The organism is Trinickia dinghuensis (genome assembly GCF_003367175.1).
GTDB classification, from domain to species: domain Bacteria; phylum Pseudomonadota; class Gammaproteobacteria; order Burkholderiales; family Burkholderiaceae; genus Trinickia; species Trinickia dinghuensis.
Genome location: NZ_QRGA01000010.1, coordinates 32,357 through 53,948 on the forward strand (window position 1 = coordinate 32,357; position 21,592 = coordinate 53,948).

The following is a 21,592-nucleotide window of genomic DNA, read 5'->3' on the forward strand; positions in this document are numbered from 1 at the left end:
TGTTTTTTGACGATATACGTTAGCCGTTCTGTTCAATTGCAAAGGGGTGATGCGATGGATGTCGGACGTTTGCAAGCGCTGCGCGAACTCGCGCGCTGCGGCACGATAGCGGCCGCCGCCGACGCGCTGTTCCTGACGCCTTCGGCCGTTTCGCAACAGATCGCGCAGCTCCAGGACGAGGCCGGCGTCAAACTGACCGAGCGCGTCGGCCGCGGCGTGCGGCTGACGCCTGCCGGCCAAGCGCTCGTGGCGCACGCCGAGCGCATCATGGTCGTACTGGACGAGGCGCGTTCGGAAATGGCGCAGCTGCGGCAGGAAATCGCCGGCGAGTTGCGCGTGGCCGCGTTTCCTTCGGTCGCGTCGGCCGTGCTGCCCGAGACCGTGAAAGCACTGCAGCAGGCGTTTCCGCGTTTGGAAGTCGTGCTCGAAGAAATGGAGCCCGTCGACGGACTCGCGGCACTGCGGTCCTGGCGGACGGACATTGCGTTGATCGACGATCTGTCGATCGTGCTGGGTGAAAACAACGAGAGCGTCGGGCTCGTGCCGCTGGCCGAGGACGTGCTGCATGTCGTTCTCGCCGCCGGCCACGCGTTGAGCCGAAAAGCCTCGTTGAGCGTGGCCGATCTCAAACACGAAACGTGGGCGATCGATTCGACGTCGAGTGTATTCGGCGATTTCATCGCCAGCTTGTGCCGCCGCGCCGGGTACGAGCCGCGCACCAACGCCAAGTGCCGCGGATTCGAGATGGTGGGCGCCATGGTGGCCTCCGGCTGTTCGGTGTCCATCGTTCCGGGACTCCGGCAAACACGTCCGCTCGCCGGCATCGCATGGGTCAAGCTGAGACCGGAGGTGCGCCGCAAGATCTACGTCGCCTTCCGCCGCGGCGAGCGCAAGCACCCGGCCGTCAACGCATTCGTCGAGGAAGTCGTCCGGACGGCATCGCGGCTCCTGGGCTGACCGCCGCGCGCAGCGTCAAGCGACGATCATTGGCGTCAATCGACGTCGGCCGCCGCGTCCGACGTGCCGTCCCCTACTCCATCCGTCAGTCCGTGCCTGACGACTTCGGCGAGTCGATCGACATCTTCCGGCGTGTTGAACATGCCGAAGGAAACACGGATGCCGCCGCGCTCGGGCGACACGCGAACCCGATGACGCTCGAAATGGTCCGCCCATTTTTGAACCGGAACCTTGAGCACGTAGATATGCGCGCGCTGGCCGCGCTCGCGCGGGCCGATGAGTGCGATACCGAGTTCGTCGAGGTGGGCGATCAAGCGGTCGCCTAGCGCCGTTACATGCTTCAGGATTTCCGGCACGCCAATGCCTTCGATCAGGTCGATCGAAGCCGACAAGGCGTGCAGATCCGGCAAATTGAGGTTGCCGTATTCGAAACGGCCCGCGTCCGCGCGCAGTTCAAGATCGTCGGGGCGTGCAATGTAATCGGCCGGCGGGCGAGCCACACTGGACATGCCCACATAAGCGGGCTGCAATGCGTCCAATCCTTCCTTGACGTACAGAATGCCCAGCCCCTGCGGGACCAGCAGCCCCTTATGCGTCCCCGCGGCCAGCACCGAAATGCCGAGCGCCTTTACGTCCACCGGGACCACCCCGACGGACTGCATGGCATCGACCACGAGCAGAATCCCACGCTGCTCGCAAAGCCGGCCAATGCCGGCGAGGTCGTGTATTTGGCCGGCATGAAACGTGACGTGCGAAAGCGTGATGACTTTCGTCCGCTCGTCGATGTACGGCGCGAAAGTCTGCGCCGTTGCGATTTCGTCGTCGCGGAGCTTGGCAAAGCGCACTTGCACGCCCCTGCGCTTCAGATTGAGCCATGCGTAAGCATTGTTCGGGTGGTCGCCTTCGATGAGCACGACGTTGTCGCCCGCGTTCAGAGGCACGGCGTTCGCCGCGATGTTCAACCCCTCCGACGTGTTCTTCGTGAAGGCGATTTCATTCGGCGACGCATTGAAGAATCGCGCCACTTGCCGGCGCACGTCTTCGGCTCGGCTCAGCCAAACTGGCTTGGGGCCGGCCAATTCGTACCCTTGCGTGTAAAACGCCTCGAGCGCGGCCCGAACGCTCGTGGCGAGCGGTGTCTGGTGTGCGGAATCCAGATAGAGCAGGCGCTCCATCACGGGAAATTGGGCACGGACGGCAACGATTCTGTCAGACACGCTCATGGTGAACCTCGCTCTATGTAGGTTCCATTTTTTGACGCTACGGGTTCCATTGTCAAGAACTTTTTAGAACCCGCTCATGCTAGTCATGCCACGGCGGCCCGAAGCGCGTGGCGATCCGCTCCGTGGATTCGAACAGATCGCGCAGCACGGGGCTCGCGCACGTGGGCTGCACGTACAGGTAGAACGCGACCTCCGGCAAGCGTGGCAAACCGTCGTGCTCGGTCAGCACGCGCATGTTCGCGTCGAGCAGTTCCGTCGTCCGCGCGGTGATGCCCAGGCCCGCGCTGATCGCGGCTTTGATGCCCGTCAGCGTGCGCGACATGAAGCTCGTGCGCCAGGGGATGCCGTTCGCGTCGAGCTCGGCGATCGACAGCTTGCGAAAGAGGCTCAGCTCGTCGGCCATCACGAGCGGGACCGGCTCGCCCGGGTTGTACGTGAAATCTTCCGCGCAGATCCAAACCATCGGCGACGTGCGCAGCATCACGCCGGGAAACGCGTCGTCGTAACGCGTCGAAATCACGAGATCGAGTTCACCGTCGCGCAATGCGTCCATCAGGAACGGGCTGCGGCCGACATTGATCTCCATTTCCAATTCGGTGGACAGCTTCGACAGGCGCCGCAGCATATTCGGCAGGATCGAATCGGACACGTCGTGCGGCGATCCGATGCGGACTTTTTCGCCGACGCCGCGCGAATGGGCGAGCTGAACCGCCTGGTCGTTGAGCGCGAGGATCTTGTGCGCATAGGCAAGCAAACGCGAGCCGTCGGCCGTCATCGACTTCTGCCTGCCCCGCTTCGCGAACAGCACGCAGCCGACTTCCTGCTCGAGCCGCTGCATCTGCTGCGTGATCGCGGACTGGGTGCGGCCCACCTGTTCGGCCGCCGCCGCGAACGTTTCGCGCTGCGCGATCGCGACGAACGTGCGCAGAAGATCGATATCGAGATTTCTCATTTGGCGGGAGCCGATCGTTCAATCACACTAATGTTTTCGGGCAAACAATTAAATTGTTTGCCCAAATTTTGGCCTATAAGCTTGCCCATACTCAAGCACAACTTATGAAAACGGAAGATATACGAGTACGCCGACGCATGGCTGCGGCGCGGGACGGCGCACGTCCGAACGCACATGTCCATGGTCGCGGCACCTTTCACTCTTGGAGGAGACACGGCTCTATGTCGCAACGAAAATTAGCTGTCCTGACGATCATTCTCACTGCCGCGGCGATCGGCTGCGCACGCGCCGACGAACTCGCCGACATCAAGGCACGCGGCACGCTCGTTTGCGGCACGCAGAACGCCAGCGAACCGTATGCCTTCCCCGACCCGGCCACGCGTCAAATCGTCGGCTTCGACGTCGACGTCTGCCATGCACTCGCGCAAGGGCTCGGCGTCAAGCTCGAACATCGCACCCTATCGACCGACGCCCGCATTCCCGAACTGAAGACGCATCGCGTCGACGTGCTCGCCGCCGCGATGGCCTGGCTGCCTGCTCGCGCCGAGCAAGTCGACTACAGCAATCAGTACTACGTCGCGCCCATTCGCGTGCTGGTTCGCGCCGATTCGCCGATTCAGAGCCTCGATCAACTCTCAGGCAAAAAGATCGCGGCGTCCGAAGGGTCGAGTTCGGCCGCGGTATCCATCACGCGCCTGCCGAACTCGAACCTGCTCACGTTCCACGACATTCCGTCGGCGTTCCTTGCGCTTTCCCAAGGCAAGGTCGACGGTCTCGTCGCGGGGCAAAACATCCTCGCCCGATTCGCCATCGAAGCCGCGCGACAACATGGCCAGCAATACCGGCTGCTCGCCGCGCCGGTCTACGAGGAGCACTGGGGCGTGGTGATGAACAAGAACGAGCCCGCACTGATGGCCGCCGTCAACAAGATCCTCGGCAACTACGACAAGTCGGACGGGTTGCAAAAGAGCTTCGACAAGTGGCTCGGCGCGGATTCGCCCTACAAATTCACCCGCGATTACAAAGTCGAACCGATCAAGACGCAGTAAGCGGAGGCGCTTGGGCATGTTCCACTTCTCGTTTCTGATCGAAGGCGGGTATCTGCCGCTGCTGTGGGGCGGCGTGCTCACCACGCTCAAGCTATTCGCGGCGTCGGGCCTGTTCGCGATCGTCACGGCCCTCGTCCTCGCCACGCTGCGGGCGCTGCCGGTGAAGGCATTCAAAGCGCTCGTGATCGCGATCGTCGAATATCACCGGAACGTGCCGATGCTCGTGCAGATCCTCGTCTGGTACTTCGGCGTGCCGCAGCTGCTGCCCGCGCCGATCTACCACTGGGTCAACGCCGGGAACACCGAGTTCTTTTTCGCCACGGTGGCGCTCGCGCTCAACTACGGCGCGTTCATGTCGGAAGACCTGCGCTCGGGCCTGCGCACGATTCCGTACATGCAGCAGGAGGCGGCATGGTCGATCGGCCTCACGCATCTGCAGGCGCTGCGCTACGTGATCCTGCCGCAAGGCATTCGCGTGGCGCTGCCCGGGCTGCTGAACCAGGCGCTGCGGCTATTCAAGGACAGCTCGCTCGCGATGGCGATCGGCGTCCACGAGCTGCTCTACAACACGCGCCAAATCGACAACCTGACGTTCCGCACCTTCGACCTGTTTCTGATCGCGACGATCCTCTATCTCATCGGCACGCTCGCGCTGATGGCGCTGTCGGATCAATTCGCGAAACGCCGCACGACTCCGCTTGGAATCTGAGCCTATGTTCGCGATCCTGCACGACTATCTCGCGCTGTTTCTCGTCGGCAATTGGCCGCACGGCCCGCTCGGCGGCGTGGCGATCACACTCGTCATCGCGGGCCTGGGCCTCGTGGTGTCGTTTCCGATCGCCGTCGCGATCGGCCTCGCCCTCGTGTCGCCGTGGCGCGCCATGCAGCGCGCCGCCGGCGTCTGGACGCGGCTCATCCGCGGCATCCCGCTGCTGATGCTGATTTTCTGGGCCTATTTCGCGGTGCCGCTGCTGGTCGGCGCGGAAGTATCCGCGGTGACCACGGCCGTCTGCGCGATCATCGTCTACGAGAGCGCGTTCCTCGCACAGATCGTCCGCGCCGGTTTGGAAGGGCTGCCGCGCGGCCAGATGGAGGCCGCGCGCTCGAACGGCCTGTCGTGGCTACAGAGCATGCGCTACGTGCAGTTGCCGCAGGCGCTCGCCAACATGCTGCCGTCGATCGTCAATCAGTTCGTGTCGATCATCAAGGCGACGTCGCTCGCTTACGTGATCGGCGTGCCCGAACTCACGTACTCGGCCGCGCAGGTCAACACGATCACGCTCACCAAACCGCTGCAGACGTTCCTCGTCCTGGCGGCGTTCTATTTCGTTCTGTGCTTCGCCATCTCGCGCTTCGCGGGGCAGCTGGAGCGCCGTATCGCCCGCCGGCGCGCGGGCCTCGCGTAATTTCGCCGGAGCAACGCGACCATGACCATGCTCGCCTTCGAACAGGTGGACAAGTACTACGGTGAGCACCACGTGCTCAAAGGCATCGACGCCTCGATCGAAAGAGGAGAAGTCGTAGTCGTATGCGGGCCGTCAGGCTCCGGCAAATCGACGTTGATACGCACTGTCACGCGGCTCGAGGCCATTGCGCGAGGCCGCATTCTGTTCGAGGGCCGCGACGTGAACGGCGGCGACGTCAAGCTCAATCGGCTGCGCGCACGTATCGGTTTCGTGTTTCAGAGCTTCAACCTGTTCCAGAACCTATCGGTGCGGCAAAACCTGATCCTCGGCCCGACCAAGGTGCTCGGCATGACGCGCGACGAGGCCACGGCCCAAGCCGAAAGCCTGCTCGCCAAAGTCGGGCTGGCCAACAAGATCGACGCGATGCCCGCGAATCTGTCGGGCGGCCAGCAGCAGCGCGTGGCGATCGCGCGCGCACTCGCGATGAAGCCGCCGTTGATGTTGTTCGACGAGCCGACCAGCGCGCTCGATCCGGAAATGGTGCAGGAAGTGCTGCAGGTCATGCGCGGTCTTGCCGAAGAAGGCCTGACGATGATGATCGTCACACACGAAATGGGCTTCGCGCGTGAAGTCTCGAGCCGCGTCTGGTTCATGGACCAGGGCCGATTGCTCGAGGACGCGCCGCCCGCCCGCTTCTTCAGCCGGCCGGCGCACGAGCGCGCGCAGCGCTTTCTGCAGGACGTCCTGCGTCCATCTCCGCGCGAACTTGCCATGCAAGGCGCGGCTTAACGCCTCCGACGCGACCGACACGCGCGTCGCCCCCTTTTTCATCATCGTACTCACGCACTTTCGATTCGGAGCCCCGCCCCTCATGTCCACATCCTCTCAGTCCGCACAACGCCAAGCCGTCGTCGCCGACGCGATCGCCGCGATGAAAGCCCAGCTCGCGCCGGCGGGCGAGACGCGCGCCGCGCTCGCCGCCGTGCTCGAGCAGGTCAAGTCGCTCGCGGCCCGCCGCGAACTATGGAACGAAAGCGATTTCCCGCCGCCCGCCGACGGTGAACTGCAAGCGCGCTACCTCATTCACGAAGATGCCGATCAGACGTATGCGCTGTATCTGAACGTCATGCGTCCCGGCAAGAAGATCACGCCGCATAACCATACGACGTGGGCCTGCATCGCGGCCGTCGACGGCATCGAACATAACTACCTCTATCGGCGAACCGACGACGGCAAGACGCCGAATGTGGGCTCGGTCGAAGTCACGCAGACGGTCGTGGTCGAACCCGGCCACGGCATCGCGCTCGCCGCGGAAGACATTCACGCCGTGGAGATCAAGGGCGAGACGCCGATCCGTCATCTGCACATGTACGGCCGCGCCCTCGAAACGCTGACCGAGCGCATCACGTTCGACGTGGAAAAAGGCACCTACCAGGCGATGGGCATCGGCGTGAAGACGCGCCGCTAGCCCAACAGCGATTTTCTAAGTCCCAGGCGAAGCCCCCCGCGGCGGCGCCTTCGATCGACGCAGGTCCGCGCCATTCGCGCGCAGGACCCGGGCGCCGTATTGCCTCGGCAATCGGTGTGGTTCCGTACAACTCTAAGCAACACTGCGACATGACCTCACTCACCCCATCGTTGGTCGATGCTTCCACGCTCAAGCGCTGGCTGCGCGACGGCGCCGAGATCGCGCTGATCGACGTGCGCGAACACGGCCAGTATGGCGAAGCGCATCTCTTTCACGGCGTGCCGCTCCCTTACAGCCGTCTCGAACTCGAGATCGGACGGCTCGTTCCACGCCGCACGGCGCGCACGGTGCTGTACGACGCCGACGCGACGGTCGCGCTCGATGCCGCCGAGCGGCTCGCCGAACTCGGCTATACGAACGTCCATGTCCTCGCGGACGGCACGCGCGGGTGGCAAAAGGCCGGCTATACGCTATTCGCCGGCGTGAACGTGCCGTCGAAAACATTCGGCGAGCTGGTCGAGCATGCCTACGGCACGCCGCGCATCACGGCACGCGAACTCGCGGCGAAGCGCGAGCGCGGCGAGGCGGTCGTGATTCTCGACGGCCGTCCGCTCGGCGAGTACCGGAAGATGACCATTCCGTCGTCGATCTGCTGCCCCAACGGCGAACTCGGCTATCGGATACGCGAACTGGTCCCCGACGACGCGACACCGATCGTCATCAATTGCGCGGGCCGCACGCGCAGCATCATCGGCGCGCAGACGCTGATCAATCTCGGCCTCCCCAACCCCGTCATGGCGCTCGCGAACGGAACACAAGGATGGTTCCTGGAAGATCTGCCGCTCGAGCATGGCAGCGCGCGCCGCTATCCCGAGGCAGTAGCGCCCGCTGCGCTCGATTCGATGCGGGATGCGAGCCGGACGCTGGCGGGCCGCTGCGCCGTGCCCGAAGTCGATGCCGAGACCTTCGCGCAATGGGCGCACGACGCCGCGCGCACGCTGTATCTGTGCGACGTGCGTACGCCCGAGGAATTCGCTGCCGGCTCGCTGCCCGGCGCGCAACATACGCCGGGAGGACAATTGATCCAGGCGACGGACCAGTACGTCGCTGTCCGTCATGCGCGCATCGTCCTGTTCGACAGCGACGGCGTGCGCGCGCCGATCGTCGCGGCCTGGCTGCGGCAGCTGGGCCACGACGCGATCGTGCTGCGCGGCGGTCTAGCGAGCGGCGTGTCGCTGCCGGTCGTGCCGGAATCGGTCGGCACGACGCTCGAGGAGACCGGCGCCGCCGCGCTCGCCGATGCATTGGAAGCGGCGCGCGTGCATGTTGTCGATTTGCGGCCGAGCATGCGTTTCCGCGGCGCGCATGTGCCGGGATCGCGATGGGCGATCCGTCCGAGATTGCCGGACCTGCACGAACGCCGCGAACACCGCGGGCTATCGCCCGAGCGTGACATCGTGCTGATCGCGGACGAACGCGGCGTGGCGGAGCTATTCGCCGCGGAGTGGCGCCGCCGCACCCCCGACGACCGACGTCGCGTCATGGTGCTCGCGGGCGGCTTCGCCGCATGGGCGGCGGCCGGACTGCCAGTGAGCAGCACGCCCGATGCCCCGCCCGACGAAGCATGCATCGATTACCTGTTCTTCGTGCATGATCGCCATGACGGCAACAAGGCCGCGGCTCGCCAATATCTCGCGTGGGAGACCGGCTTGCTGGCGCAGCTCGACGACGACGAACGCGGCACGTTCCGCATCGGGGCGTCGGCCGTGACGAAGTGACCGTTGGGTGTGCAGGCCGTGCCGGCCTGTACGCCCAGAAAAACATCAATCTGCCCGCGCCTAGCGCCCGCACTTAGACGTCCATCCTTTAGACGCTCATCCTTACCCATGCCCCGAGAACCCCGAGATTCGCACTCCCCTCGCCTGGCCACCCGCCTCGTCAAAGGCGGCACGTCCACGCCGGTCGATGGAGGCCGCGCGGTCAACCCATCGGTCGTGCGCGCATCGACTGTGCTCTTCGATACCATGGCCGACATGAACGACGCACGCCGCCGCCGCGGCACCGAGCGGCTGTTCACGTATGGTGCCCGCGGCAATCCGACCGCGTTCGCACTCGAGGATGTCGTGGCCGAACTCGAGGGGGGCTATCGCACGCGGCTCTTTCCAACCGGGCTCGCGGCGATCGCGATGGTGTTTCTCGCGTACCTGCGCCCCGGCGATCATGCGTTGATTTCCGACTGCGTGTATCAGCCGCTGCGGCATTTCGTCAGCACCTTTCTCGAGCCGTGGGGCGTGAGCGTCACCTATTTCCGCGCGGACGGCTCCGATGCGGCGAGCCGCATGACGCCCGACACGCGGCTCGTCTACGCCGAATGCCCGGGATCGCTCGTCTATGAAATGTGCGATCTACCCGCGCTCGCCGAGATCGCGCATCGCCATGAAGCGCTGCTCGTCGCCGATAACACGTGGGGATCCGGCCTGCAGTATCGGCCTCTGACACTGGGTGCCGATGTCTCGATCATGGCGGCGACCAAATACTTGGGCGGTCACTCCGATGTGATGATGGGCACCGTCACGACAACGGAAGCGGCGTGGCAGCGGCTCGCGACGATGAGCGATGCGCAAGGCGCCGCAGTGAGCCCCGACGATGCTTATCTAGTGCTGCGCGGTACACGCACGTTGAAAGCAAGGCTGACGATGCACGAACGGCACGCCCTCGAGATCGCGCATTGGCTGACGGCACACCGCACCGTCGCACGCGTGTTCTGCCCCGCGCTTCCCGATCATCCGGGCCACGCGCTATGGCAACGCGACTGCACGGGCACCAACGGACTGGTCTCGTTCGAGCTGGCGAACGCGTCGAACGAAGCCGCGGAACGCTTCGTGGACGGCCTCTCGCTTTTCGGCATCGGTGCATCGTGGGGCGGCTTCGAGAGCCTCGCCACGGTCGTCAACGTCGCGAAAACGCGCACGCGCGAGGATTGGCACGACGCAGGGCCCATCGTCCGTCTACACGTCGGACTCGAAGACCCGCGAGATCTGATCGCCGATCTCTCGAATGGCCTCGATGCACTCGAGGCGTGACTGATAAGCAAAAACCTATGAGTCGGCTATAAACATTAAATTGTTTTTGCCGACACGCTCCCCTATTGTCGAGTCTCGAAAGCGGTCATTCACATCGACTCAACTGAGGAGCACTATCATGGTGAACACCCAGCTCACTCCCGCTACAGAGCGCGGCACGCGCACTCCCTGTATCGTGATCGTCGGTGGCGGCGCAGGCGGCCTGCAGTTGGCGACGCGCCTCGCAAACACCGTCGGAAAACGCGGCCTTGCCGAGATCGTGCTCGTGGACCGCTATCCGACGCATTTCTGGAAACCGCTTCTTCACGAAGCCGCGTCGGGCCATCGCGATCCCGCGACGCATACGATCGAATACGCCGCGCAAGCGCGGCAGTACGGTTTTCGTTTCGTCCAGGGGGATCTCCAACGTGTCGATCGCACCCGCCGTGTCGCGAAGATCGGCGCGGTACTCGATGCGGAAGGTGCGCAGATTCTTCCGGCCCGGGAGTTGCACTACGACGATCTCGTGCTCGCGGTCGGCAGCGTGACGAATTTCTTCAATGTGCCGGGGGCGGCGGAACATGCGCTTCCGCTCGAAAACCTCGAGCAAGCGGAGGATTTTCGCCGGACGTTTCTCGCCGCCTGCACGAAGGCCAACTATCAAGCCGAGGAACAGCCGGGACAGCCGGTGCAGCCCGTCTGTGTCAATGTCATCGGCGCGGGAGCGACAGGCGTGGAGTTGGCCGCCGCCCTCCGGCATGCGATGAACCAATTGACGACGTACCGCTTCAAGGCGTTGGTCGCGGAGCGGGACGTTTGCATCCGTCTGATCGAGGGCGGCCCGCGCATCCTCCCCGCGCTCGACGAGCGCTTATCCGGGAAGACTCACGCGCGGCTCGAGCAGTTGCACATCGACGTGCTGACCGGCATTCGCGTGGCGGAAGTCACGCACGATGCGATCGTCACCGCAACCGGCGATCGACTGGCCAGCGACATCACGATTTGGGCCGCGGGTGTCGCGGGGCCCGCGATGCTGAAGCAGCTCGGCGACATTGCCTTGAATGCGTCGAACCAAGTGATCGTCACGGATACGCTGCAAACGCCGGACGATCCGCACATCTTCGCATTCGGCGATTGCGCCGCGTGTCCGGTGCAAGGCAAGCGCGGATTCCTGCCGCCGCGCGCGCAAGTCGCGCATCAGCAGGCGTTGTATCTCGTGCGCGCGTTCGAGCAGCGCTTGTCGGTGAAGCCCGTCGCCGGGTTCGCGTTCCACGATGCCGGCACGGTCGTCTCGCTGGGGCAAGCCGGGGCGGTCTACCAGACCGAGCCGAGCACGCGTTCGCGCGCGCTGATCATCGACGGGCTCGCCGCGATCGGGCTGTACAAGTTTCTTTATCGCAAGCACCTGCTCGGCCTGCATGGGACGAAGCGGACGCTGCTTCAATCGCTGAGCCATTGGCTGCAAAGCCGCAATCGTCCAGCGATCAAGCTGCACTGACCGAAGGACGGGAATCGGGCAGGTGAACAGGTAATCAGGGATCGAGAGGGCAGCGAGCCTAGGCTCGCTGCCCGCATCGGCGGCGGCATGCCGCCTTATTGTGAAGTCTATTGAAGGAGGACGACACGTGGTCATCGAAGCTATCGTCGCGACACTCGATGCGGCATTCGCACAGATCGAAGCGAAACCCGATTCGACCGAATCGCACCGCCAACGAAACGCGATCATGCGATGGGTCGATAAAGTGTCGAGCGAAGGATATCGCCTAGGGCTGGTAACGACGCTGCCCGCGTCGCGGCTCAACGCGATGTTCGAGGGTACGCTCGGCTCACAGATGCTCGACCAGTTCTCGGTTGTCGTCACGGACGCGCAGCAAACGGCCGTGGGCACGAAGCGGCATCCGTTCGATGCGGCGCTCGATGCGCTCGGCGTTCCGCGAGAGTGCGCCGCCGCGGTCGTCGGCAGCGAGCGGGAACGCCAAGAAGCCGAGCAATACGGCATGCCCCATTGCGTTCGATTCGGCGACGAAATCCCCACATCGAAGGTTGGGCACGGCCCGAGCCTTTGGAATGTTTTGCACGGGGATCCACGACGCGCAGCGCTGACGCCAAACAGCCGCTGAGCCCCGAAGCCGGTCGCCGCGTGCTCGCCGGCTTTGACCTCATGGCAAAGTCACGACCGCGGCAAGCCCGCCCCCTTCGCGATTGGAAAGTTCAAGGCTACCGCCGATGGCGCGCGTCAATTGCGTAGCGATGGCCAACCCCAACCCGGCACCGCCCGTATCGCGATTGCGCGAGCCTTCCACTCGATAGAACGGTTGCAGCACCTCGTCCAATAGCGCGTCGGGAATGCCCGGTCCGCGATCGCGCACGGCGATGCACATCGCACCTTCCTCGGTACGCCAGGCACCGACCTCCGCCGAACCGCCATATTTGACGGCGTTATCGATCAGATTCCCGAGCACCCGCCGCAGCGCTTGCCGGCGAACCATGGCTGCGCCGCCGATGGATTCCACCAGCGCGACGGGTTTGCCCATATCCTCGTAATCGAATACGAGACTCTCCAAAAAAGCCTTCACGTCCATGCGCACCGGTACCTCGGCGCCACCATGCGCACTGCGCGCGTAAGCGACGCCCTCGCGAACCAGATGCTCCATCTCGTGCAGATCGCCGAGAATCTTTCGCTGCTCTTCGCCCTCGTCCAGCGATTCCGCGCGCAAGCGCATGCGCGTGATGGGCGTCTGCAAGTCATGCGAGATCGACGCAAGGATATGCAGCCGCTCCTTGAGATGGCGGGCGATGCGATCCTGCATCGTGTTGAAGGCAATCGCGGCACGCGCCACCTCGACAGGGCCGTCTTCGCTCATGCGCGGACCATCCGCCGTCGGCGTCATGCCTTCCGCAGCCTGCGCCAGTTGCGCCAAGGGCCGCGCGGCCAACTGCACCGCCAGCCAGGTGCATGCGAGCAGCAGAGCAAGCTCCAAGACGAGCACGACCGGCAGCCACCGCGCGATGGGCGGCACACCTCGCGGAATCACTTCCAGCGTGAGCGGAGCACCGTCGTGCAACGTGAAGTGCACTTGATAGCGCCCAGGCGTCGCGACGATCGCGTCAGCTTGCACGTGATAATTGGGGCCGACCTCTTTCGCGATCCGGGCCGTGAGTTGCCGCGAACTCGCCGCCGTCAGCGGCATGCCCGGCTGACCGTGTCCGAGCACGAAGCGATAGTTGTCGCGCTGCAGAAGGCCCAGCCAGTTGGCGCGCTCGGCTGCGGGCAACCGGTCGAGCATGGCGACCGAAGTGCCGACTTCGTGCTCGACCGTGTCGAACATGGTCGTGGTGGCACTCTGGTTGCGCTCGTAGAACATCAGCGCAAACGACAGGCCCTGTGCCAGCATCAGCCCGACGAGGATGATTAGGTAAATCCGCGAGGCCATGCTGCGAGGCAACCAGCGCCTCGGTGCAATGAATGCCGAGCTGCTCACGCGTTGTCCCCGTGTACGGTGATCGGCATGCTGAACACATAACCTTCGCTGCGCACGGTCTTGATATACGACTGATCCTTGCTGTTATCTTCCAGACGACTCCGCAAGCGGCTCACCAAAAGATCGATCGAGCGATCGAACAGCTCTGCATCCCTACCCTGCGTCAGATTGAGCAGCTGGTCGCGCGACAGCACGCGCTGCGGATGATCGAGAAATACGCGCAGCAACCGAAACTCCGCGCCGCTCAGCGGCACGATCGTACCTTCCTCGTCCAGCAGGTGGCGTGCGGAAGTATCCAGCCGCCAACGTCCGAACGCCACCATCTCGACCGTTTCGGTGATGCGCATATTCGGCGGCAGCATGCGCGTGCGTCGAACCACGGCCTTGATCCGCGCGAGCAGCTCGCGCGGCGAGAACGGCTTGACCACGTAATCGTCGGCGCCCATCTCCAGGCCGACGATGCGATCGGTTTCGTCGTCGCGCGCCGTCAGCAGCAGGATCGGCAACGCGCGATGCTTGCCGCTTCGCAGCGTGCGGCAAAGCACGAGACCGTCGTCGCCGGGCATCATGATGTCCAGCACGACGAGGTCGAACGCCGAGGTATCCAGCTGCGCAAACATGTCGCGGCCGTCCACGGCCGCACTGGCGCGCAAACCGTTCTTGCGAAGGTACTCCACGACACCCGTGCGGATCTCGCGATCGTCATCGACGACGAGAATATTGTCGACGTGTTCCATGCTGATTGACGTGCTCCCAACGTTGCGTTGCCGATGTTGTGTTGCCGTTACTTGCTCTGCGGTTTGTCCAGCAACTGCCGAATGCGCTGGTCGGTCTCGTCATAGTCCCCCTCGCCGACATGGCGATAGACCACATGACCTTGTTGATCGACAAGGTAGAGGGCCGGCCAATAACGGTTTCCGTACGCATTCCAGATACGAGCGTCATTATCCACCGCCACGGGCCAAGTGATCCCGAATTGAGCGATCGCTTTCTGAAGCAAGGCCGGATCGCGCTCCTCGTCGAACTCGGGCGTATGCACGCCGACGATCACGAGCCCCTTTCCGGCGTACTTGTCGTAGAGCGCCTTGGTATGCGGCAAGACATGGATGCAATTGATGCACTCTCGCGTCCAGAACTCCACGAGCACGACCTTGCCGCGCAGGCCGCCAATCGTCAGCGGAGCCGAATTGAACCAGCGATCGGCGCCGGTGAAATCGGGCGCCGGCGCGCCGACGGCGGGATCCTCGGCGCTTGCCGCCGTCCAGGCGGTGGGCCAGCAAACAACCGCGGCCGCGCTCAGGGCGGCCAATACGGCGGCGATTCGAAGCGATTTCATGATGGGTCTGCCTTTGCTTGAGCGGGTAGGTGGCAGTGCGGGCGCGCCGCCATGACGGGTATTTGATCTCCCGGACGTATCTCGAACGTGTCGGCTTCGAGGGCCTTTTGTATCCGTTTGTACGAACGGATCCTGCAAACGGATGCGCCCGCCAGCCGGCCTCGGGCGTCGAGATTTGTATCGGAACGTATCCGGACCCGGCCGCTACACATTTCGATGCCTTTCGGCGCCTGCTTGGATACAACCCGGATACGTCATCGCGGTTTCATATGCACACCGGCCAACGCATCGCTACCCACCCCGGGCAGGCCGATCTCAATAGTTCAATCGACAAGGAAACCGATCATGTCCATCGTCTACACCGGCAAGACCTACACCACCGGCGGTCGCAGCGGCCTCTCGCACAGCGACGACCATCGCCTCGACATCAAGCTCTCGCCCCCGGGTTCCAGCGGCGAAGGCACCAATCCGGAGCAGTTGTTCGCCGCGGGCTGGTCCGCCTGCTTCATCGGCGCGATGGGGCGCGCCGCTCAGGAGATCGGCGTCAAGGTGCCGGCGGACACTTCGGTCGCCGCGGAAGTCGACTTGTGCTCCGATCCGGACAAGGGCTTCTTCCTTCAAGCGCGGCTGAACGTGACGCTGCCGGGGCTCGCACATGACGTTGCGCAATCCCTCGTGGAGCGTGCGCACCAGATCTGTCCGTATTCGAAGGCGACCCGCGGAAACATCGAGGTTGCGCTTTCCGTCCTGTAAATCGTTTAAGCCCTTTACGTTTCCGCGCCAATCACCGCACACACATCCAGGAGCACACCATGAAGCGCACGTCCGCCGCACTTGCCGGAGCCTTTGCCCTGAGCCTCGCCTGGCTCGCCCCGGTTGCACATGCCGAAGACCAGCCGGCTCAATCGCCCACGGCGCAGGCTGCATCGCAAGACCCTTGGGGCCCCTTGAAGCACGTCCGCGCCGGCGTGCTGGACGTCGCTTATGCCGAGATGGGGCCTGCCGATGGGCCGGTGGTGATTCTTCTGCACGGATGGCCCTACGACATCCACAGCTACGAGCAGGTCGCACCGGCGCTGGCGGCGAAGGGGTATCGGGTGCTCGTCCCGTATGCACGCGGCTACGGGGAGACGCGCTTTCTATCCGCCAGCACGGTGCGCAACGGAGAGCCCGCGGCATTGGCGCAGGATCTCATCGACTTCATGGACGCGCTTAACATCAAGCAGGCCGAACTGGGCGGCTTCGACTGGGGCGCACGCACGGCCGACATCGTCGCCACGCTGTGGCCGCAGCGGGTGAAAGCGCTGGTGACGGTGAGCGGCTACCTCATCGGCAGCCAGGAATCCGGCACGAAACCGCTGCCGCCCCAAGCCGAGCTGCAGTGGTGGTACCAGTATTACTTCGCCACCGACCGCGGCCGCGTCGGGTACGAGAAATACCGCGACGATTTCGCCAAGCTGATCTGGCAATTGGCTTCGCCGAAATGGAAGTTCGACGATGCCACGTTCGAACGCAGCGCCGCCGCCCTCGACAATCCGGATCAGGTGGCGATTACGGTTCACAACTATCGCTGGCGGCTGGACCTCGCCAAGGGCGAAGCGAAATACGCGCCCCTCGAAAAGCGGCTGGCGACGTTCCCCGCCATCACCGTGCCGACGATCGCCCTGGAAGGCGACGCCAACGGCGCCCCGCATCCGCAGCCGGAAGCCTATGCCAAGCGCTTCACGGGCAAGTACCAGTTCCGGCTGATTACCGGCGGCATCGGCCATAACCTGCCGGAAGAGGCGCCGCAGGCGTTCACTCAAGCGGTGATCGACGCCGGCCGCCTTTGACGGGCGATGACGGCAAGGAGAGCGCTACGTCTCTCCAGCCGTCATGAGGTCAATGCCCCAGCCCGCTCGCCGCGATTTGCTGCTCCACGTACTGCGCGAACAACGCGTGCAGATGCGTGGTCGGATGTAGGTCGTCGGCAAACATGTATGTCTGGTCGGCATTGGATGCCACGTAAGTCGCGGGCGAGCACAGCAGCGAGGTCTGATCGGGGGTTTTGGAGGGATCGCAGGCAACACTCGTATTGGACACGGTAAAACCGTTCGCTTGATAATTCGCGATCATCTGATTGATCCAGGTATACGAGTCGACCTGAATGACCTTGCCTTGCAGGCCGTCGGCCTGCAAGGCTGCGTTCAAGCTATCGTTGAACATTTGCGATAACTGGGTCAGATTGGCGCCGCCATCGGTCTGGGAGAGGCCCTTCGGGGACAATCCGACATTCGGCACATTGACCACGACAACATGCGCGGCGCCGTTTTGGACGATCTGTCCCACGACTTGCGCCAGTGTGGTTGCGGCCGTTTGCACCGTCGTCGCGGCAGCAGGGAGCGCCCCGGCGCGCAGCACGTCGTTCGCGCCGGCCCAGACCAGCACCAGCTGATTCGAATTGAAACTGCCATGCGCCGACAAATAGCTCGACACTTGCTGAGTGACCGGCATTTCGACATTGCCGATGACATCGGTCAGAAAGCTGTAGAGGTTCGCCGACGTCGCCACCGTTGCCCCGCCCTCCGCATAGCCGAGGCCGCTCTGCGCCTTCAATTCATGAGCGATGTCGATCGTGTACGCGGCGGTGAGCGTGTCGCCGTAATACTGCGCGACATCCTGAGACCACACTTGGCCCGGATTCGTGGTGAAGCGGCCCCCGCCTACCACGCTTGCAATCGGGGCATAGGTCCCGACGTCGGACAGGCTATCGCCGAACGAAACAATTTGCAGATGAACACCGCCCGTGGGCGCGGTCGTGCCGCTTCCGGCACCACTTCCGATGCTCACGCTCGATCCGCTCCCGCATGCGGCCAGTAGCGACATCGCTGCCGCAAAGATCGCCGCGGACACCCTGGAACTGGTTCGCATAGCATGCCTCCCGCTCGGCTACCGATCGATTGGACTCATGCTGAAAGGCGCCACGGCCACGCAGAACTGAGCGCGCCGTGGCGCCCCTCTTCAATGAGGATGCGACGCCAAAAGCATGGCGTCGCGCCGTGATAGCGAGCACAAACGGTGCCACGCCGGGATGCTGATCCTCCGCGTCGATTCGGTCATGCAAACTTAGCGTGCGAGGTCGGCGCAGCAAGCCGCTGTAGCCGGGCCCGGGCGAACTTCCGTAGTCGCCCCTATATAGATGACCCGTTCCGCTTTCGCTGATACGAGTTGCACTGGCAGCTTCCAATCTGGAACTGCCAAAGCGTTAACTCAGGCGATGACCTTCTGCTCTCCGGCAGCCTGCTCGCGCATGCGACGGGCTTCGTCGCGCAGGAACTGCTGGTAATCGTCCAGATCGCCGTCGAAGGGCTCGACGCCACCCTTGGTGACGAGCCAGAACTCGTCGCATACCGCGCGCAGCAGGGACCGATCGTGACTGACCAGCATCACGGTGCCTTCGAATTCGTTGAGTGCCATGCCTAGCGCTTCGCGTGTGGCCAAGTCGAGGTGGTTGGTTGGCTCATCCAGCAGCAGCAAGTTGGGGCGCTGCCACACGATCATGCACAACACGAGCCGCGCCTTTTCGCCGCCGCTCATCGTGCTAACCGCCTGATGGACCGTGTCTCCACTGAAGTTGAAGGTGCCGAGGAAGGTGCGAAGCGATTGCTCGGTGCCGCTCTGGCCCGGGGCGCGCATGTGCACCGGCGTGTCCTTGGCAAGGCGGATCATGTGTTCCATCGGCGAATCAAGAGGACGCAGCACGTCGAGTTCCTGCTGGGCGAAGTAGCCGATGTTCAGGCCTTTGCCTTCGCTGATTTCGCCCGCAATCGGCGCCAGCGCGTGCGCCACGGTCTTCACCAGCGTGGACTTGCCTTGGCCGTTGGCACCGAGGATGCCGATGCGCTGTCCGGCCAGCACGGATCGGTTGATGCCCCGAACGATGACCGTGGGCGGCGTGCCCGGCAGTGCACCGGCCGGCGCCGGATAGCCGAAGCTCGTATCCAGCATCGACAACAGCGGGTTCGGGACGTTGAGCGGCTCCTTGAACTCGAAGTTGAACTCCGCGTCGGCAAGCACTGGCGCGATCTTCTCCATGCGTTCGAGCGCCTTGACCCGGCTCTGCGCCTGCTTCGCCTTCGAGGCTTTGGCCTTGAAACGGTCGATGAATTTCTGCAGGTGGGCGATCTTGTCCGCTTGCTTGGCCATCGCGGCCTGCTGCAACACGAGCTGCTCGGCGCGCATGTCTTCGAACTTGCTGTAGTTGCCGCCGTAACGCACGAGCTTGGCGTTGTCGACGTGCACCGTCACTTGCGTCACCGCGTCGAGAAATTCGCGATCGTGACTGATCACGACCAAGGTGCCTTGATAGCGCTTGAGCCACGCTTCCAGCCAGACCAGCGCGTCGAGGTCCAGGTGATTGGTCGGCTCGTCGAGCAACAGCAAGTCGGACGGACACATGAGCGCGCGCGCCAGTTGCAGCCGCATGCGCCAGCCGCCGGAGAAACTGTTGACGGGCTGGCTAAGCTGCGCCGCACTGAAGCCAAGGCCCAGGATCAGCGCTTGGGCACGTGCGGGAGCATCATGTGCACCGGCGTCGTGCAGGGCCATGTAGGCGTGCGCCATGCGCATGCCATCGTCGCTGGCCTCGGCGGCGGCTACTTCGGCCTGCGCGGCCAGCAGCACGGCATCACCATCGATGACGAAATCGGTCGCACTCTGCTCGGTCTCCGGCATCTCTTGCGCGACCTGGCCCATCTTCCATCCGGCGGGAATCGAGAACTCGCCGCCGTCTTCGTGCAGCGTGCCGTTGAGAAGGCCGAAGAAGGATGACTTGCCGGCACCATTGCGGCCGACAAGGCCAATCTTTTCGCCGGGGGTGAAGGTGACGGACGCGCGGTCGAGTACGACATTGACGCCGCGGCGCAGGGTGACATTACGGACAGAAATCATAAGGAGCTACTTCGGAGAGGATAGGCATGATAGCCGACCGGCGTAGCGGCCAGCCAACCGGGAGCGGCCCTCCTGTTCAGTTTCGACCCGCAATTGCCGCTGCCGCGCCAGCCATCGTCGTCGCACTGGCCCGGTTGCCGGACATCGAGCACGGTTACCGGGCTGCGTGGGCGGCGCTCAGTTCCTGCTGTCGCCGCACTCGCGCGTCTTCCTCAAGACGTGTCTCTTCGAGTTCCTGCAGGACGCCTTCGAGGTCCACAGGTCCTGTGTCGATTTCGACGCGGCCGGTCAATTCGGCATCCACATGCAGCCGCCCTGCTTCGAAGAGCGCCCAGATCTCCATGCCATAACTCGCGGTGAGTATTTGCGGTGCAAACCGTCCGAAGTACGCGGCGAGGTTGTCGACGTCTCGCTTGAGAATCGAGGCGGCTTCGTTGTTGCAGGCTGCGTCAACGGCCTGTGGCAGATCAATGATCACTGGCCCATCCGCTGCCAGCAGGATGTTGTATTCCGAGAGGTCGCCGTGAATCATCCCTGCGCAAAGCATGCGGACAACCTGGTTCAGCAGGAGCGTGTGCAGTTCGAGGGCGCGGGTTTCGGTCAGATCGACGTCGTTGAGCCGTGGCGCGACGTCACCCGCCTCGTCGATCACCAGTTCCATCAGCAATACGCCATCAGTACAAATATAGGGCTGGGGCACGCGCACACCTGCGTGGGCGAGCCGGAACAACGCATCGACTTCGGCGTTCTGCCATGACGCCTCCTGCATCTGACGGCCGTAGCGCGTACCTTTTTCCATTGCTCGCGCCTGTCGGCTGTTCTTGACTTTGCGACCGTCCCGATACGACGCGGCTTGCCGAAAACTGCGCTGCTTCGCGTCCTTGTAGACCTTTGCGCAACGCGTCGATTCGCCACTGCGCACGACGTAGACCGTCGCCTCTTTGCCGCTCATCAACTGGCCGATGACTTCGTCAATGAGTCCTTCTTCGAGAAGCGGCGCAAGTCGCTTGGGTATTTTCATACGATCGCCGGCTGCAGCCTGTGGAACATGCATTCCACAGTCTTGGATGATGAATCGCCCGCAGGGGTATGCGGGACCAACAAGCCGATGAATCGCGCAGCCGGTGCTCGTGGGCGCGGGCTTAGTGCGTGGGGGACGGGTAGAGGCATGCCGGATTATAAGGGAGGACGTGCCGACGCAAGTCTACCGACGACGGCATCGATGCGTTGCGCCCGAACTCCAGTTCGCTCGCTCCTTGGCACGACGGGCGGAACCCGCCCCAAACCCGCCGTCCACCATCTCTCAACCGGGACGTCCGGTTACCAGAGTTGAGCAGCCGATCACTCGTCCCGGCCGCAGCGACGGTCATGGGCGACCTTATGCCGAGATCACGCGGTCGTATTATCTTTGCTATCCCGAGAGCGAGCTTGACCGACTTCCTGCGTCGATGCACGAACTGATTCGGGTCGGCAACCGTGGACAGGTCGTCAAAGAGATGGCGAAAACCTCCGCTTTCCGGTCGAGCAGATATATCAGCAGCGTTAAGCAGTAGTACCGCGGAGGCGTCCATTCTTCAAATCGACAAGAAGTACGGACGCTTCAACTGAGAAGGCCAGAAAAGACGATCGGAGCGTCACCAGAGTTCGACGAACGAATGACCGTTTGCGAAGTGGAGCAGCTTATCGAGTGTCCAAAGAGGAAGTTGAGCGAACATCAAAGACCGACTA

At 63.5% G+C, this 21,592-nt stretch carries 20 protein-coding genes; 12 read left to right on the plus strand and 8 right to left on the minus strand.

Going from position 1 to position 21,592, the window contains the following annotated elements:
- Nucleotides 1–54: 54 nt before the first annotated feature.
- Nucleotides 55–957, plus strand: a complete 903-nt coding sequence (locus DWV00_RS18290) for a LysR family transcriptional regulator (protein ID WP_115535025.1) — start codon at nt 55–57, stop codon at nt 955–957.
- 35 nt (nt 958–992) lie between these two features.
- Here DWV00_RS18290 and DWV00_RS18295 read toward each other — a convergent pair whose 3' ends face one another.
- Nucleotides 993–2,180, minus strand: coding sequence for an aminotransferase class V-fold PLP-dependent enzyme (locus DWV00_RS18295; protein WP_115535026.1), 1,188 nt, complete (start codon nt 2,178–2,180; stop codon nt 993–995).
- A 79-nt stretch (nt 2,181–2,259) separates the two neighbouring features.
- Nucleotides 2,260–3,132: a LysR substrate-binding domain-containing protein gene (locus tag DWV00_RS18300; protein WP_115535027.1), complete on the minus strand. Its 873-nt coding sequence runs from the start codon at nt 3,130–3,132 to the stop codon at nt 2,260–2,262.
- Between the two features lie 221 nt (nt 3,133–3,353).
- Here DWV00_RS18300 and DWV00_RS18305 point away from each other — a divergent pair, with 221 nt between their 5' ends.
- From DWV00_RS18305 to DWV00_RS18345, 9 genes are all read left to right on the plus strand, one after another.
- Complete coding sequence (locus DWV00_RS18305) at nt 3,354–4,181, plus strand: transporter substrate-binding domain-containing protein (protein WP_115535028.1); 828 nt, start codon at nt 3,354–3,356, stop codon at nt 4,179–4,181.
- 16 nt (nt 4,182–4,197) lie between these two features.
- A complete protein-coding gene (locus tag DWV00_RS18310; protein WP_115535029.1) occupies nt 4,198–4,890 on the plus strand; it encodes an amino acid ABC transporter permease in 693 nt (230 codons plus the stop codon).
- Nucleotides 4,891–4,894: 4 nt separating this feature from the next.
- Complete coding sequence (locus DWV00_RS18315) at nt 4,895–5,587, plus strand: amino acid ABC transporter permease (RefSeq protein ID WP_115535030.1); 693 nt, start codon at nt 4,895–4,897, stop codon at nt 5,585–5,587.
- Between the two features lie 27 nt (nt 5,588–5,614).
- Complete coding sequence (locus DWV00_RS18320) at nt 5,615–6,376, plus strand: amino acid ABC transporter ATP-binding protein (protein WP_147297939.1); 762 nt, start codon at nt 5,615–5,617, stop codon at nt 6,374–6,376.
- A gap of 82 nt (nt 6,377–6,458) precedes the next feature.
- The gene (locus DWV00_RS18325) at nt 6,459–7,055 is read left to right on the plus strand and encodes a cysteine dioxygenase family protein (protein WP_115535032.1); all 597 of its coding nucleotides are present in this window, start codon (nt 6,459–6,461) and stop codon (nt 7,053–7,055) included.
- 149 nt (nt 7,056–7,204) lie between these two features.
- Nucleotides 7,205–8,833: a rhodanese-like domain-containing protein gene (locus DWV00_RS18330; protein WP_115535033.1), complete on the plus strand. Its 1,629-nt coding sequence runs from the start codon at nt 7,205–7,207 to the stop codon at nt 8,831–8,833.
- A 108-nt stretch (nt 8,834–8,941) separates the two neighbouring features.
- Nucleotides 8,942–10,138: a cystathionine beta-lyase gene (gene metC / locus DWV00_RS18335; protein ID WP_115535034.1), complete on the plus strand. Its 1,197-nt coding sequence runs from the start codon at nt 8,942–8,944 to the stop codon at nt 10,136–10,138.
- Nucleotides 10,139–10,256: 118 nt separating this feature from the next.
- Nucleotides 10,257–11,615, plus strand: coding sequence for an NAD(P)/FAD-dependent oxidoreductase (locus tag DWV00_RS18340; protein ID WP_115535035.1), 1,359 nt, complete (start codon nt 10,257–10,259; stop codon nt 11,613–11,615).
- Between the two features lie 127 nt (nt 11,616–11,742).
- Nucleotides 11,743–12,237: a phosphatase gene (locus DWV00_RS18345; RefSeq protein ID WP_245964927.1), complete on the plus strand. Its 495-nt coding sequence runs from the start codon at nt 11,743–11,745 to the stop codon at nt 12,235–12,237.
- Between the two features lie 39 nt (nt 12,238–12,276).
- On the opposite strand, the gene DWV00_RS18350 is transcribed toward DWV00_RS18345, so the two are convergent.
- Genes DWV00_RS18350 through DWV00_RS18360 form a run of 3 tightly spaced genes read right to left on the minus strand, consistent with a single transcriptional unit; the run spans nt 12,277 to nt 14,935 of the window.
- Nucleotides 12,277–13,551 (minus strand): sensor histidine kinase, encoded by a 1,275-nt coding sequence (locus tag DWV00_RS18350; RefSeq protein ID WP_115535036.1) that lies wholly within the window; start codon nt 13,549–13,551, stop codon nt 12,277–12,279.
- A gap of 44 nt (nt 13,552–13,595) precedes the next feature.
- Nucleotides 13,596–14,336 carry a response regulator gene (locus tag DWV00_RS18355; RefSeq protein ID WP_115535037.1) on the minus strand — a complete coding sequence of 247 codons (741 nt, stop codon included), beginning with the start codon at nt 14,334–14,336 and terminating at the stop codon, nt 13,596–13,598.
- A 47-nt stretch (nt 14,337–14,383) separates the two neighbouring features.
- Nucleotides 14,384–14,935, minus strand: coding sequence for a redoxin family protein (locus DWV00_RS18360; RefSeq protein WP_115535038.1), 552 nt, complete (start codon nt 14,933–14,935; stop codon nt 14,384–14,386).
- Between the two features lie 345 nt (nt 14,936–15,280).
- On the opposite strand from DWV00_RS18360, the gene DWV00_RS18365 reads away from it, so the two are divergent.
- Together DWV00_RS18365 and DWV00_RS18370 are read left to right on the plus strand one after the other, a co-directional pair.
- On the plus strand, nt 15,281–15,688 hold the full coding sequence (locus DWV00_RS18365; RefSeq protein ID WP_181885511.1) for an organic hydroperoxide resistance protein: 408 nt from the start codon (nt 15,281–15,283) through the stop codon (nt 15,686–15,688).
- Nucleotides 15,689–15,747: 59 nt separating this feature from the next.
- Complete coding sequence (locus DWV00_RS18370; protein ID WP_115535039.1) at nt 15,748–16,767, plus strand: alpha/beta fold hydrolase; 1,020 nt, start codon at nt 15,748–15,750, stop codon at nt 16,765–16,767.
- 49 nt (nt 16,768–16,816) lie between these two features.
- Here DWV00_RS18370 and DWV00_RS18375 read toward each other — a convergent pair whose 3' ends face one another.
- The 3 genes from DWV00_RS18375 to DWV00_RS18385 all read right to left on the minus strand — a co-directional run bounded on the left by DWV00_RS18375 (nt 16,817) and on the right by DWV00_RS18385 (nt 20,885).
- A complete protein-coding gene (locus DWV00_RS18375; protein WP_115535040.1) occupies nt 16,817–17,845 on the minus strand; it encodes an SGNH/GDSL hydrolase family protein in 1,029 nt (342 codons plus the stop codon).
- A 339-nt stretch (nt 17,846–18,184) separates the two neighbouring features.
- Nucleotides 18,185–19,864: an ABC-F family ATP-binding cassette domain-containing protein gene (locus DWV00_RS18380; RefSeq protein ID WP_115535041.1), complete on the minus strand. Its 1,680-nt coding sequence runs from the start codon at nt 19,862–19,864 to the stop codon at nt 18,185–18,187.
- 154 nt (nt 19,865–20,018) lie between these two features.
- Nucleotides 20,019–20,885 (minus strand): PA4780 family RIO1-like protein kinase, encoded by an 867-nt coding sequence (locus tag DWV00_RS18385; RefSeq protein WP_115535042.1) that lies wholly within the window; start codon nt 20,883–20,885, stop codon nt 20,019–20,021.
- Nucleotides 20,886–21,592: the final 707 nt, after the last annotated feature.